Source organism: Dermacoccus barathri (assembly GCF_015070805.1).
Lineage (GTDB): Bacteria > Actinomycetota > Actinomycetes > Actinomycetales > Dermatophilaceae > Dermacoccus > Dermacoccus abyssi.
This window is the reverse complement of record NZ_JADCTK010000004.1, coordinates 190,768-203,652: the sequence shown is the minus strand read 5'-3', so window position 1 is coordinate 203,652 and position 12,885 is coordinate 190,768. Positions and strand designations below refer to the sequence as shown.

Annotated in this window: 14 protein-coding genes; 9 read left to right on the top strand and 5 right to left on the bottom strand. The window is 68.3% G+C overall.

Annotated elements, in window-relative coordinates; translation table 11 throughout:
- Nucleotides 1–50: 50 nt before the first annotated feature.
- Entirely contained in the window at nucleotides 51–830 is a 780-nt protein-coding gene (qcrC, locus tag IM689_RS09030) for a cytochrome bc1 complex diheme cytochrome c subunit (protein ID WP_047311474.1), read from the bottom strand.
- Nucleotides 831–882: 52 nt separating this feature from the next.
- On the bottom strand, nucleotides 883–1,536 hold the full coding sequence (ctaE, locus tag IM689_RS09025; RefSeq protein WP_082128771.1) for an aa3-type cytochrome oxidase subunit III: 654 nt from the start codon (nucleotides 1,534–1,536) through the stop codon (nucleotides 883–885).
- 216 nt (nucleotides 1,537–1,752) lie between these two features.
- Here ctaE and trpD point away from each other — a divergent pair, with 216 nt between their 5' ends.
- Nucleotides 1,753–2,808 carry an anthranilate phosphoribosyltransferase gene (gene trpD, locus IM689_RS09020; protein ID WP_047311476.1) on the top strand — a complete coding sequence of 352 codons (1,056 nt, stop codon included), beginning with the start codon at nucleotides 1,753–1,755 and terminating at the stop codon, nucleotides 2,806–2,808.
- A 19-nt stretch (nucleotides 2,809–2,827) separates the two neighbouring features.
- Nucleotides 2,828–3,109: an Lrp/AsnC family transcriptional regulator gene (locus tag IM689_RS09015; protein WP_047311477.1), complete on the top strand. Its 282-nt coding sequence runs from the start codon at nucleotides 2,828–2,830 to the stop codon at nucleotides 3,107–3,109.
- Nucleotides 3,110–3,116: 7 nt separating this feature from the next.
- Here IM689_RS09015 and IM689_RS09010 read toward each other — a convergent pair whose 3' ends face one another.
- Nucleotides 3,117–4,844, bottom strand: a complete 1,728-nt coding sequence (locus IM689_RS09010; RefSeq protein WP_193643723.1) for a DEDD exonuclease domain-containing protein — start codon at nucleotides 4,842–4,844, stop codon at nucleotides 3,117–3,119.
- A gap of 226 nt (nucleotides 4,845–5,070) precedes the next feature.
- Between IM689_RS09010 and IM689_RS09005 the strand changes: the two genes are divergently transcribed.
- Together IM689_RS09005 and IM689_RS09000 are read left to right on the top strand one after the other, a co-directional pair.
- Nucleotides 5,071–5,241 (top strand): hypothetical protein, encoded by a 171-nt coding sequence (locus tag IM689_RS09005; protein ID WP_182434805.1) that lies wholly within the window; start codon nucleotides 5,071–5,073, stop codon nucleotides 5,239–5,241.
- A gap of 23 nt (nucleotides 5,242–5,264) precedes the next feature.
- Nucleotides 5,265–6,074: a hypothetical protein gene (locus IM689_RS09000; RefSeq protein WP_193643722.1), complete on the top strand. Its 810-nt coding sequence runs from the start codon at nucleotides 5,265–5,267 to the stop codon at nucleotides 6,072–6,074.
- 22 nt (nucleotides 6,075–6,096) lie between these two features.
- On the opposite strand, the gene IM689_RS08995 is transcribed toward IM689_RS09000, so the two are convergent.
- Nucleotides 6,097–7,887 (bottom strand): AMP-dependent synthetase/ligase, encoded by a 1,791-nt coding sequence (locus IM689_RS08995; protein ID WP_193643721.1) that lies wholly within the window; start codon nucleotides 7,885–7,887, stop codon nucleotides 6,097–6,099.
- A 93-nt stretch (nucleotides 7,888–7,980) separates the two neighbouring features.
- Here IM689_RS08995 and IM689_RS08990 point away from each other — a divergent pair, with 93 nt between their 5' ends.
- The 4 genes from IM689_RS08990 (at nucleotide 7,981) to IM689_RS08975 (ending at nucleotide 11,177) form a co-directional block, all read left to right on the top strand.
- The gene (locus IM689_RS08990) at nucleotides 7,981–8,466 is read left to right on the top strand and encodes an SRPBCC family protein (protein WP_193643720.1); all 486 of its coding nucleotides are present in this window, start codon (nucleotides 7,981–7,983) and stop codon (nucleotides 8,464–8,466) included.
- A 91-nt stretch (nucleotides 8,467–8,557) separates the two neighbouring features.
- Complete coding sequence (locus IM689_RS08985) at nucleotides 8,558–9,523, top strand: ROK family glucokinase (protein WP_193643719.1); 966 nt, start codon at nucleotides 8,558–8,560, stop codon at nucleotides 9,521–9,523.
- On the top strand, nucleotides 9,520–10,506 hold the full coding sequence (locus tag IM689_RS08980; protein WP_047311480.1) for an ROK family glucokinase: 987 nt from the start codon (nucleotides 9,520–9,522) through the stop codon (nucleotides 10,504–10,506). The genes IM689_RS08985 and IM689_RS08980 overlap by 4 nt, the downstream gene beginning before the upstream one ends.
- Nucleotides 10,503–11,177 carry an endonuclease/exonuclease/phosphatase family protein gene (locus tag IM689_RS08975; RefSeq protein WP_118914887.1) on the top strand — a complete coding sequence of 225 codons (675 nt, stop codon included), beginning with the start codon at nucleotides 10,503–10,505 and terminating at the stop codon, nucleotides 11,175–11,177. The genes IM689_RS08980 and IM689_RS08975 overlap by 4 nt, the downstream gene beginning before the upstream one ends.
- 6 nt (nucleotides 11,178–11,183) lie before the next feature.
- On the opposite strand, the gene IM689_RS08970 is transcribed toward IM689_RS08975, so the two are convergent.
- Nucleotides 11,184–11,744 carry a hypothetical protein gene (locus IM689_RS08970; protein ID WP_129663127.1) on the bottom strand — a complete coding sequence of 187 codons (561 nt, stop codon included), beginning with the start codon at nucleotides 11,742–11,744 and terminating at the stop codon, nucleotides 11,184–11,186.
- A 167-nt stretch (nucleotides 11,745–11,911) separates the two neighbouring features.
- Between IM689_RS08970 and IM689_RS08965 the strand changes: the two genes are divergently transcribed.
- Nucleotides 11,912–12,829, top strand: a complete 918-nt coding sequence (locus tag IM689_RS08965) for a lysophospholipid acyltransferase family protein (RefSeq protein ID WP_187035349.1) — start codon at nucleotides 11,912–11,914, stop codon at nucleotides 12,827–12,829.
- Nucleotides 12,830–12,885: the final 56 nt, after the last annotated feature.

The following is a 12,885-nucleotide window of genomic DNA, read 5'->3' as shown; positions in this document are numbered from 1 at the left end:
GTTCTTGCGATTCCTGTCTGACGAGTCAGATCCGAAACGGGGAAACTTCATCAGGCCGCCTTACGTCCGAGCCACACGGCCACACCGATGCACAGGCCGATACCGAACGTCCAGGCGAACATGCCCTCCGTCACCGGGCCGAGAGCACCGAGGTTGTGACCGCCCTCAGCAGGGTCGTTCTCGACGTGCTTGAGGTAGGTGATGATGTCCTTCTTGTCCTGCGGCGACAGGTTGGTGTCGTTGAACACCGGCATCGACTGCGGGCCCGTGACCATGGCCTCGTAGATGTGCTTGCCGCTGACCGACATCAGGGTCGGGGCGTACTTGCCTCGCGTCAGGGCACCGCCCTGGCCGGAGGCGTTGTGGCACATGGCGCAGTTGACGCGGAAGAGCTCGCCACCCTTGGCAGCGTTGCCGCCCGGGGTCGTGTACTCCTTCTCCGGAACGCTCGGACCGGGGCCCAGGCTCTGGACGTAGGCAGCCATCTGCGCGATCTGCTCGTCCGAGAACTGGACGTTGTTGCGCTGGGCCTGCGTGTTCGGAGCCGCGAGCGGCATACGGCCGGTGCCGACCTGGAAGTCGACCGACGCGGCGCCGACGCCGACGAGCGACGGGCCGGAGGTGGTGCCGGTGGCGTTGGTGCCGTGGCAGGTGGAGCAGTTCGAGAGGAACAGCTGCTTACCGGCCTTGACGTCCTCGGCGCTGGCGCCGGCAGCCTTGGCGGTCTTGGGCGCGAACGCGGCGTAGAGGCCACCGGTCACCACGAGGGCGAGAAGCAGCACGACGAACAGGGCAGCCGGGTGTCGGCGGCGGGCGGCGAGAGTGCTCACGAGAACATCCTGTCGACGGTCGGGGAAATGATGCGGCGCGGTTCGTGGCGCATTACTTCAGGAGGTAGATGGTGGCGAACAGTGCGATCCAGACGACATCGACGAAGTGCCAGTAGTAGGACGTGACGATGGCGCCGGTGGCCTGGTGGTGGCTGTAGTTCTTCGACGTGAAGGTACGGCCGATGATTAGCAGGAAGGCCAGGAGACCCAGGGTCACGTGGATGCCGTGGAAGCCGGTGGTGATGTAGAACATCGAACCGTAGGCGTCACTGTCGAGCGAGATGCCCGCCTCGTGGAGCTCGGAGTACTCCAGCACCTGGCCGGACACGAAGATCGCGCCGAACAGGTAGGTGAGGGAGTACCACTCGCGCATGCCCCACTTGCCGACCTCGAGGAGCTTGCCCGTGCGGTGCGGGATGCCGTGCTCGGCCTTGAACACGCCGAGCTGACACCACACGGACGAGATCACGAGGACCGTCGTGTTGATGGCCGCGAACGTGACGTTGAGGTGATGCGTGCGGTCATGCCACAGGTCACCTGCCACGGAGCGGATCGTGAAGTACATCGCGAACAAGCCGGCAAAGAACATGAGTTCGCTCCCGAGCCACACCATCGTGCCAACGGCAGTCAGGTTGGGTCGGGTCGCCGGTCCGTGCCCGGCGGGGATGCCGTGTTCGCTCGTCTGAGCTGTAGTTGCGGTCGCCACCCGGACATTATGTCCTGCCCATTCCCCGATCGCGCACGCGGCCCCCCGAAGAGACACACTTTTGTTACTTCCGCTGTGAGAGCACTGGGTTTGGCACGGGTTCGAGCTGTGGGTGTGATGCGCGTCGTTCCGCGCATCGGGAGGCGGCACAGGGTGAGTCGGCGGCGGGCCTAGAGTTGGGGAGACCCCGTCGTCCGACACCAGCGAGGTATCGCAATGCAGTGGCCGCAACTCGTCTCACATCTCGTGCGAGGTGAGGACCTCAGCTATGAGCAGGCTCGCGGGGCCATGGGCGCGATCATGTCCGGGGAGGTCTCGCCCGTCCGGATGGCTGCCTTCCTCGTGGCTCTTCACTCCAAGGGCGAGACCGTGCAGGAGCTTCAGGGCCTCGCGGACGTCATGGTCGAACACGCGCGCGCTCTCGAGGTGCCGGGCCCGACGCTCGACATCGTCGGCACCGGTGGCGACATGGCGCACACGGTGAACATCTCGACGATGGCGTCCCTCGTCTGTGCCGGCGCCGGGGTGCGAGTGGCCAAGCACGGCAACCGGGCCAGTTCCAGTTCGACGGGCACCGCGGACGTCCTGGAGGCTCTCGGCGTCGATCTCACGACGGAGCCCGAGCGTCTGCAGGCCGAAGCGCTCGAGGCCCCCATGACCTTCCTCTTTGCGCAGCTTTTCCACCCCGCCATGCGTCACGCGGCGACGACACGCCGTGAACTCGCCGTTCCGACGGCCTTCAACTTCCTGGGTCCGCTGACCAACCCTGCGCGCCCTGCCGTGGCCGCGGTCGGGTGCGCGAACAAGGCGATGGCCCCGGTCATGGCGGGCGTGTTTGCCGAGCGAGGCACGGATGCGGCCGTGTTCCGCGGTGACGACGGACTCGACGAGCTCACCTTGGCCACGACCTCGACGGTGTGGTGGGTGTTCGACGGCGCGGTGGAGGAGCACGTGCTCGGACCGCAGGACGTCGGGCTCGAAACGGCACCGCTGGAAGCCTTGCGAGGAGGCCAGGCGGACGAGAACGCCGAGGTCGTGCGCCGTCTGCTGGCCGGCGATCACGGTCCGGTGCGTGACGCCGTCCTGTTCAACGCGGGGCTCGCGTTGGCCCTGACGGAGCAGCAGGCGAGCGGTGAGCGCTTCGGTGGACGTGGCGATCTTGCCGAGGCGGTGCGAGCCGGCGTCGCCCGGGGCGCAGAGGCCATCGACTCCGGTGCTGCTGCCCGAGTTCTCGACGGTTGGGTCGAACGTTCCCGCTCGGCGTCGCGCTGACGATGGCTACGGTGTACCCGTGATCACCGCAATTGTTCTCATCGAAGCCGAGGTCTCCCGCATCCCCGAGGTGGCCGCGGAGCTGGCCGATCTCGACGGCGTCGACGAGGTGTACTCCGTGACAGGCGGCGTCGACCTCATCGCCATGGTGCGCGTTCCCTCTTACGAGGACCTCGCGCCCGTCATCTCCGATCGCATCAACAAGGTCACCGGCGTGACGGGAACGGACACGCACCTCGCGTTCCGCACCTACTCCAAGCACGACCTCGAGGCCGGTTTCGATCTCGGCCTCGACGGCTGAGAACCCGTCACGAAGCGCGCTCGTCCTCCCACGCGAGTTCGCGAGCGCGCTCGACGAGGGGATCGAGCCGTGACAAGGCGCCGCCGGCACCGCCCACGGGGCTGACCCACGGGAGATTCGAGTCGACCACGCGGGTTCCGGGGCGCTCGAGCCAGCGCAGCACGACGTCGGTCTCCTCTGGGAGTGTCTCGTCGGTGGGCGACACCGCTTCGGCGAAGAGGGCGAGTGACTCGATGACCGGGCGCGGATCTTCGCCGCGATTCGCGTGTGCCGACCCGGCTAGTCGCCCGTATCGGACGACGGCGAACTCCCAGCCTCCGCCGGCGCGTGGCCGCGCAGCGACGAAGTGGGGGTTCTCGACGAGCGGGGCGCGCCGCTGGTGACGATCGGTGCCGCGCAGCATCTCCACGAGGGCGTCGCGCGTGGCGCGGGCCTCTTCGAAGCGTTCGTCCGTGGCCAGGCGAGCGAGACGTCGTTCGAGATCGGAGACGAGCGTCGAGGTGCCGGACTCGAGCTCCTGGCGCAGCGCCGTCACGATCGGCGCGTAGGCCTCCGGTGTGAGTTCGCCGAGGCAGGGGGCATCGCATCGGTCGATCTCGGCGAGGACGCACGGGGGCGCTCCCTTGCTCGAAATCGGTTGAGTGCACTGGCGGATCCGGCGCACGTCGTGGATGGCGTCACGCGCGGCGCCGGCCGCGGTCTTCGATCGGAACGGGCCCACGTAGAGGGCCTCGTCGTCGCGTCGGGAACGGACGACGGACAAGCGGGGGAAGCGCTCGTCGGTGACCTTGAGCCATGCGGCCTTCTCGGGCCGGGCGGAGCGCCGATTGAAGCGAGGGCGGAACTCTGCGATCAATCGGATCTCGCGCACATGAGCTTCGAGCGCGGTGGCGCAGGGGATGGGCGTGACGGTGTGCGCGAGGTCGACCATGAGGCCCATTCCGCGCCGCTTCTCGGACGCCGTGAAGTAACTCTTGACTCGACGTTTAATGTTTCCCGACGTGCCGACGTAGAGCGGAACGCCCTGCTCGTCCTTGAAGACATAGACGCCCGGCGCCTCAGGTAGGCCGTCGGCCATCGTCGCGCGACGGCGACGCGCAGCGGGCACCTTTGCGCCGAAGACGAGGAGATCCTCGCGGGACGTCACGCCGAGTGAGCCGGCACGGGCGAGAAGGGCGTGCAGCACGTCGACCGTGGCTCGCGCGTCGGCGAGAGCGCGGTGATTGGGAGTCGTGTGAGCACCGAAGTGTGCGGCCAGGGTTCCGAGGCGGTGGTTGCGCACCTCGTCACGTGGGACGAGGGCGCGAGCGAGCTTCACGGTGTCGACGACGTCGGGGGCGGGCCAGTCGATGGCGTGGCCGGCGCACGCGGCTTTGAGAAAGCCGACGTCGAATCCGGCGTTGTGGGCCACGAGAACGCTGTCATGTCCGAGGAACTCGAGGAAGGCCGGCAGAACCCCCGCGATGCGTGGGGCGTCGTACACCATGCTCGTCGTGATGCCGGTGAGGCGCTGGATCTGGACGGGGATCTCGTGGCCGGGGTCGACCAGCGTGGCGAACTCTCCCAGGATCTCGCCGCCGCGCACCTTCACGGCGCCGATCTCGGTGATGCCCTCGGCTTCGGGGCGCCCGCCCGTCGTCTCGAGATCGACCACGACGAACGTCACGTCGACGAGGGGCGTGCCGAGGTCACTGAGCGACGTCTGCACGCCCGTCTGCGCTGTCGTGATCTCCATGCTCCGCACGGTAGATGCCGGCACCGACAACCCCTTGCTCCTCGACGCTCGATGGCGCCGGCCATCGGATTAATTCCGCTGAATGGCGGCGTTGTCGGTGCCTACACCTAGCGTCATCGCCACAAGCCGATCGCATGGCGAACGGCCACGAGAACCAACCGAAGGGGGCATCATGCTCATCTCGTGCAACTCCTGCCCGGTGCGGGGTCGCGCCTGCGACTCGTGCGTGGTCACGACCTTTCTCGGGCTGCCCGAACCGGCCCTCGGCGAACCCGAGTGGGAGGCCGAGGACCACCGGGTGCTCGACACCCTGTGTGCCTCCGGCCTCGTGTCCGCCCACGACGCGGCGGATGCGCGTCTCGAGCGCGCGCCGTTCGGTCTCCAGGTGGCCGTCTGAGACGCGCCCTCTAGGGTTGGCGCATGCCGTCCCGCCGCCGCGTTCTCGGGTTGCTGCCCGTCGTCCTCGCCGCGGCATGCTCTGGTGGCGACGGTGATGCTCGCGACGCGGAGCCGCCGTCGGGGTCAGGGGGCGATTCGTCGCGGCAGACGATGCGCCTCGAGACGCCGCTCAGCTCGATCGACTTGTCGGCGACCGAGGGAAGCGCATCGGAGTGGGCGGATCGTGTGAAGCGTGCGGCAGGCGACGTGGCCACGATCTGGGGTAAGGCCCAGGGGAGCGTGAAGGTCGCGGTCGTCGACGATGCCGCCTTCGCTGCGGCTGCTGACGGGCTCGACGGCTCGACGGCAGCCGTGACGACGAGCGACGGGCGCGTGCTCGTCTCGCCCAGCGCGGCGAGATCGCTGACCGACATCGGGCGACAGGTCGTCATTGCACACGAACTGGCGCACGTGCGGTTGCGGCACTTCGGTTCCGACCGCACAGCGCTCTGGCTCAAGGAGGGCGCTGCGGAGTGGACCGCAACCCCCGATCAGGCGCCGAGGCTCCCCGCGCGTTGGCCGAATCTTGCGGCAGCCCACAACGCGCGGCAGGAACACTTCACCGGTCCACCGCCGGCGCAGCAGTTCCAGCGTGATGCCCGCCTGGGGTACGAGTGGTCCGCGGCTTACGTCACCTACCTGGCCCACGTCGCAGGTGCGGCGGTGCTCAAGCGTCTCGTGCAGTCGCGCGCGGACGAGGAGCATGCCAGCTCATCGGCCCGACAACTCCTCCCCGACAGTGCCGAGTCGTTCGCCGCATGGCTGGATCGGGCGCTGAACTCCGGTAGCTGAGGCGCGAACCGCCGAGGCGGGCTCAGGCGTAGAGCTCGTCGACCTGCTCGGCGAAGTCCTTGAGCACGACGTGACGCTTCACCTTGAGCGACGGTGTGAGGTGCCCTGAAGCCTCCGTGAGGTGTTCCGGCAAAACCGTGAACTTGCGGATCGACTCCGCGCGCGACACGAGTTGGTTGGCCTTGTCGACCGCAGACTGCAGCGCTTCGAGCACCTCGGGGCGCGTGCGTGCCTGCTCGGGGTCGAGGTCGGCGACGCCGTGCTCGTTCGCCCACGCCGGCAGCGCCTCCTCGTCGAGGGTGAGCAGCGCCGCGATGAACGGGCGGCCGTCACCGACGACGACGGCTTCGGCCACGAGAGGATCGGAGCGTAGGGCGTCCTCGAGGCTCGACGGGCTGACGTTCTTGCCGCCGGCGGTCACGATGAGGTCCTTCTTGCGGCCGGTGATCGTGAGGTAACCCTCCTCGTCGAGCGAGCCGAGATCGCCCGTGCGGAACCACCCATCGACCTTCGCCTCTGCGGTGGCGTCGGGGTTGCCCAGGTACTCGCGGAAGACGTTGATGCCCTTGACGAGCACCTCGCCGTCCTCGGCGATCCGCAGGCAGACGCCAGGGCAGGCCGGGCCGACGGTGCCGATCTTGAGTCGCTCCGGCGGGTTGACCGACGCCGGTGCTGTCGTCTCCGTCAGGCCGTAGCCCTCAAGGACGGGAAGGCCGATCCCGTTGTAGAAGTGGGCGAGGGAGGCGTCCAAAGGCGCGCCACCGGAGATCGAGTACCGGAGCTCGCCGCCGAACGCCGCGCGCAGCTTCGCGTAGACGAGACGGTCGAAGACCGCGTGCTTGGCCCGAAGGAGCAACGACGGGCGCCGTCCCGCGTTCGTGGCCTGGCTGTACTTCGTCGCGACATCGGCGGCGGTGTCGAACACGCGACCCTTGCCGTCAGAGACTGCGCGCTGACGCGACGCGGCGAACACCTTCTCGAACACCCGCGGCACCGCGAGCAGGTACGAGGGGCGGTAGGTCCCGAGGTCGTCGACGAGGGTGGTCATCGACGTGTGCCCCAAACGGGTTCCGGAAGCGATCGCCACGTACTGGATGAGGCGCGCGAAGACGTGCGCGAGCGGCAGGAACAGCATCGTGCCGTTGTTGTCCTCGCCGTTGACGAGCGCGTCCATCCGGGCCAGGGCGTTCTGCGACAGCGCAACGAAGTTGCCGTGCGTCAGCACGCAGCCCTTCGGGCGGCCGGTCGTGCCGGAGGTGTAGATGATCGTCGCCATGCTCTCGGCGTCGAGGCTGTCGCGTCGTGCGCGCATCTCGGCATCACTGACATCGCCGGCACCCTGACGCAACTCGTCGAGGTGTCCGCCGTCGATCTGCCAGACGTCACGCAGGGCCGGGCACTCGTCGCGGACCGTGGCGATGCTGCGGGCCATGTCGACGTCCTCGACGATGGCGGCGATCGAGCCGGAGTCGCGAAGGATCCAGGAGATCTGGTCGGCCGACGACGTCTCGTACACCGGCACGACGACGGCGCCAGCAGTGAGCAGGGCGAGGTCGACGAGTGTCCACTCGTACCGCGTGTGGCTCATGAGGGCGACGCGGTCGCCCGGTCGCACGCCCGACGCCATGAAGCCCTTGGCCAACTGCTCCACCTCGGCGAGGAACTCGCGGTGGGTGATCTCACGCCACGTGGCACCCTCGCGCACGGCGTAGCCGACGTTGTCGCCTCGCTGCGTCGCGTTCGTCGTGAGCAACTGCGGAAGACTCGCTTCCGCGCGGACGGGAACGAGCAGAGGTTCGCAGCTCTCCTGCATGGCGACCTTTCGTCTGAGGCGTGGGGTGGCGGGGTGGACTGACGTCCGAATGCCGCGCCCAGCCTAGCGGCTTGCTCGAAAGGTTCCGCGCGCATGCCCTACTGTCGCGGCATGGGTGAGCACACGAACGCGACTCGGGTGATGTCAGCAGATCCGGAGACGGTGCTGGCCACCGTCGTCGACATCGAGGCCTACCCGAGGTGGACGTCGCAGATCACACGGGCCGAGGTGTTCGCGTTGGATGCGGCGGGCATGCCGAGCGACGCAGAGCTGAGGATGGACGCCGGGCTGCTCAAGGACGTCCTCCGGCTGAGCTACCGCGTGACGAGGCGAGGCCCGGAAGCGGAGGTCGCGTGGACACTCGTCGCGGCGAAGCAGCTACGGAGCCTGGAGGGTTCGTACCGCATCGTGCCGGCGGCTCAGGGGTGCACCGTCACGTACACGTTGAACGTTGATCCCGGCATTCCGATCATCACAGCACTACGCCGCAAGGCCGAGGCGACGGTCGTTTCGGTGGCGCTGGACGACTTGGCGCGTGAGGTCGAGCGTCGAAACACGGAAAGGGCGCACCCCGAGTGACGGCGAGGCGATTTGGCCACCGTCGTGGAGCCGTTCAGGATTGGTGGCACGTGCGGTCGCCCGAGTGGCTCCGCGGGATGAAGGGCACAACGTGAGCGTGAGCATCGGTATCGACATCGGCGGAACGAAGATCGCCGGCGGTCTCGTCGACGCCGAGGGCCGACTCGTCGAGCAGGCACGCCGTGACACGCCCGCGCAGGACGCCGAGGCCATCATCACCGGCACGGTCGACCTCATCCGGGAGCTTGCCGAGAAGGCGCGAGCCCATGGTGACGAGACGCCCAAGGTGGGGGTTGCGTGCGCCGGTTACATCGATCGTGAGGGGGCGACGGTCCTTTTCGCACCGAACATCGCGTGGCGCCACGAGCCGCTGCGCGCCCAGCTCCAGGAGGCCACCGGTCACGACGTCGTCATCGAGAACGACGCCAACGCCGCCGGGTACGGGGAGTTCCGCTACGGCGGCGGCAAGAACGTCGACGACATGGTGATGATCACGCTCGGCACTGGTGTCGGCGGAGGCATCGTGCTCGGCGGCGAGGTCTTCCGCGGCAGCCACGGCGTCGGCGCCGAGATCGGCCACATGCGCGTCGTCCCGCACGGACACCTCTGCGGCTGTGGCAACCGAGGTTGCTTCGAGATGTACGCCAGCGGCAGCGCGCTCGTTCGCGACGCGCGGGCCCTCGTCGACGAGGGAACTCCGCAGGGAAAGCGTCTGCGTGAGTTGTGCGACGGCAAGCCGGAGAACCTCAAGGGCGTTCACGTGACGCAGGCCGCCCAGGAAGGTGACGAAGCGGCCGTGGCTCTGCTCGCCAAGATCGGACGCTGGCTGGGCGAGGGCGCCGCGTCGCTCGCGGCGATTCTCGACCCGCAGGTCTTCGTCATCGGAGGAGGTCTCGCCGAAGCGGGCGACCTCGTCCTCGAGCCCGCACGCGTCGCGTTCGCCGAGGAACTCACCGGCGGCGGGCACCGCCCCGCGGCTCGTTTCTGTGTCGCGACGCTCGGAAACGACGCAGGCGTCATCGGCGCCGCAGCACTGGCAAGGGAAGGACGCGCGTGAGTCTCGCGATCGGTATCGACATCGGCGGCACGAAGGTGGCCGGCGGTCTCGTCGACGAGGAGGGCAACGTCATCGCCCGCGCCCGTCGCGACACCCCACACCGCTCGACGAAAGCGGCGGTCGTCGAGGACCTGCTCGTCAGCGTTGTCGACGAACTTGACGCCGTCGCGGAGCGCGATTCGCTCGGCGACGTCTCCGCCGTCGGCATCGGCGCGGCAGGTTTCGTCGGAGCGGATCGCTCGACGGTCGTTTTCGCCCCGCATCTGTCGTGGCGCAACGAGCCGCTGCGCGAGAACCTGCGCGCGCGGTGCACGCACCCCGTCTTCGTCGACAACGACGCCAACACGGCGTGCTGGGCCGAGTGGCGCTTCGGTGCCGTGCGGGGTGAGAGCCACGTCGTCATGGTCAACCTGGGAACCGGAATTGGCGGCGCCGTGCTGTTCGACGGGGAGATCCAGCGCGGTCGGTACGGCATCGCGGGGGAGTTCGGCCACATGCAGGTCGTGCCCGGCGGCCTGCGCTGCGAGTGCGGAAACCGCGGCTGCTGGGAGCAGTATGCGAGCGGCAACGCGCTCGTGCGGGAAGCTCGCTCGCTGCTCGCCGCCGAATCGCCCATGGCTCACGACATCGCGGACACCCTCGGCGGCGACCTGACGAAGCTGACCGGTCCGATGATCACCGAGGCCGCCTCGGCCGGTGACGCCACCGCCGCGGAGCTTCTCGCCGAGATCGGCACGTGGCTCGGCACTGGCCTCGCCAACCTCGCCAGCGCGTTCGATCCGAGCGCCTTCGTCATCGGCGGTGGAGTCTCCGCCGCCGGTGACATGCTGCTCGGTCCGGCGCGTGAGGCCTTCCGCAAACAACTGCCCGGGCGCGGTTACCGCCCGGAGGCCCGCATCGCCCAGGCGCAACTCGGCAATGAGGCCGGCCTCGTCGGTGCCGCCGACCTCGCCCGCAGCGCCGTGAAAGGAAACGTGGCATGACGGTACGACTCATGAGCTACAACGTGCGGGGCCTCAAGGACGACCGGGCCGCGCTGCACGAAGTCATCGAGCACGCGCGACCTGACGTGCTGTGCCTGCAGGAGATGCCGCGTCACCCGTTCTCGAACCACAAGGTCGCGGCTTTCGCCGAGAGCCTCGGCATGGTCTGGGGCGGCGGCAAGCGTCATCGCATGAGCACCGCGCTCATCACGTCGCCGCGCGTCGAGGTGCGTCGCAGCGGTCACGGCCTGTACTCCGTGCCGCGTCCGCAGGAGCCGCGCGGTTACGCATGGGCGGAGGTGGCGTTGCCCGGTGAGAAGCCGTGGGTCGCGATCAGCACGCACCTGTCGCTCTACGGAGCGTTGCGCGGTGGACACGCGCGTGAACTGCTCGGCGACGAGACCCTCGACCACACGTTGCCGTGGGCGATCGCCGGCGACTTCAACGAGCTCGAGAACGGCCCCGCCGGGCGCGAGTTCAAGCATCACGGTCTGCTCGACGCGGGCCCGCGCATCAACACGTTCAACGCGGCCGACCCGCACAAGCGCATCGACTTCATCTACGCCTCGCCGCAGCTGACGCTGACGGCCGTCGACATGTCCGCGGTCGAAGAGCAGATGAAGGTCGCGACCGACCATCGCCCGCTCGTCGTCGACGCCGTCATCGCCTGACGAGCCTCAGACGCGCGCCCCGTCGTCGTCATCGTCCTCGTCGCGTGACTTCGGCTGTCGGGCCACGGCCATGACGAAGCCGGCTGCGGTGATGAGCGCGGCGAGGCTCCACCACAACGTTGCGGCGTTGCGGTCGAAGAAGAGCAGGTAGAGCAGCCACAACGGGCCCAGCACGAGGCAGCCCAACATGACGATCGTTGCCGGGTCGTCGCTGTCGAGGGGCGTCGGCTCGGGTGGGACGAAGTCGTCGTCGTCCTCGAGTTCGGGAGGGTCCTCAAGCGGTCGATTCGTGTTCAGGTTCGGCAGCGAGGGCGCGTCGTCACGCAGCCGCCACTGGTCACGGAAACCCGGAACGGGGGAGTCGTCCGTGGCCGACGACGACGCGCTGTCGCCGCGCGAGTTGTCCTTGGGTGGCTCGGCAAAGCCGTGGTCGAACCGGTGGCGACTCGCCGGGGGCATCTCATGAGGTTCGTCGCCAGAGGAGTCCGACTGCGGCCGCAGGCTCTTGGCGATGGCCTCGAACTCCGCGTCCCAGTCGCGGGCCTCGTCGGGCTGCCCGTTCGTCATCGAACGCGGTTGCGGCGCGCGGGCACAGCGCTGCCACGGAGATCGTCGAGCTGCATGCCCACATCCTGGCACGAGAGGGGCAACGCCGCGGCCCGGACGGGCTACGCGTCATAGGTCACACCGACTAGAGTGACATCGGATTCTCACGCCCAACAGGAAGTTCTCCCGTGCTCTACTGGCTCCTCAAGCGAGTTCTCGTCGGCCCGGCGCTGCGGACGGTGTTCCGCCCGACCGTCGAAGGGCTCGAGCACGTCCCGGATTCGGGGCCTGCGATCCTCGCCATCAACCACCTGTCGTACTCCGACTGGCTCTTTCTGCCGCTCGTGCTCGACCGTCGCGTGACGTTCGTCGCCAAGTCCGAGTACTTCACCACGCCCGGCGTCAGGGGCCGCATGCAGAAGAGCTTCTTCTCGGGCACGGGCCAGGTACCGATCGACCGCACGAGCGGTTCGGCGGCCGCGGGGGCACTCGCGACGGGCAAGCGGATCCTCGCTGAGGGCGATCTGTTCGGAATCTTCCCCGAGGGCACGCGTTCGCCGGACGGCCGCCTCTACAAGGGCAAGACGGGCGTGGCCCGGTTGGCGCTGGAAAGTGGCGCGCCGGTCATCCCGGTGGCACTCATGGACACCGACACGGTGGCCCCTCCCGGTGAGAAGTTCGGTCGTTACGCGCAGCCGCACGTGCGCTTCGGTGTTCCGCTCGACTTCTCGCGCTTCGAGGGTATGAGCGCCGACCGTTTCGTCCTGCGTTCGATCACCGACGAGATCATGTACGAGCTCATGCTCCTGTCGGGCCAGGAGTACGTCGACGAGTATGCCGCGTCGCGCAAGAAGTCCGTTGCCGAGAAGGCTCGCACCATCGGTGAGGGCGCGGTTCACGTGGCCAAGGAGATTCAGGGCAGCGCCACCTCCGTCATCGAGGACGCCGCCTCACGCCTGCCGCGCAAGAGCAGCGACGCCGACAAGGGCAAGAACGCGGACGCAGCCGCGTCAGCAGAAACCCCCGACTCCTCCGGCGACGTGACCACGGAGACGATTCAGCCGGTGGCCGAGGCGCCGGGTGAGGAAGCGAGCGAGCGCTCCTGACTCCGTCTCAGCAAAAGGGCTGAGATGCGCAGGATTGGACAGCGGTCATAGGCTTT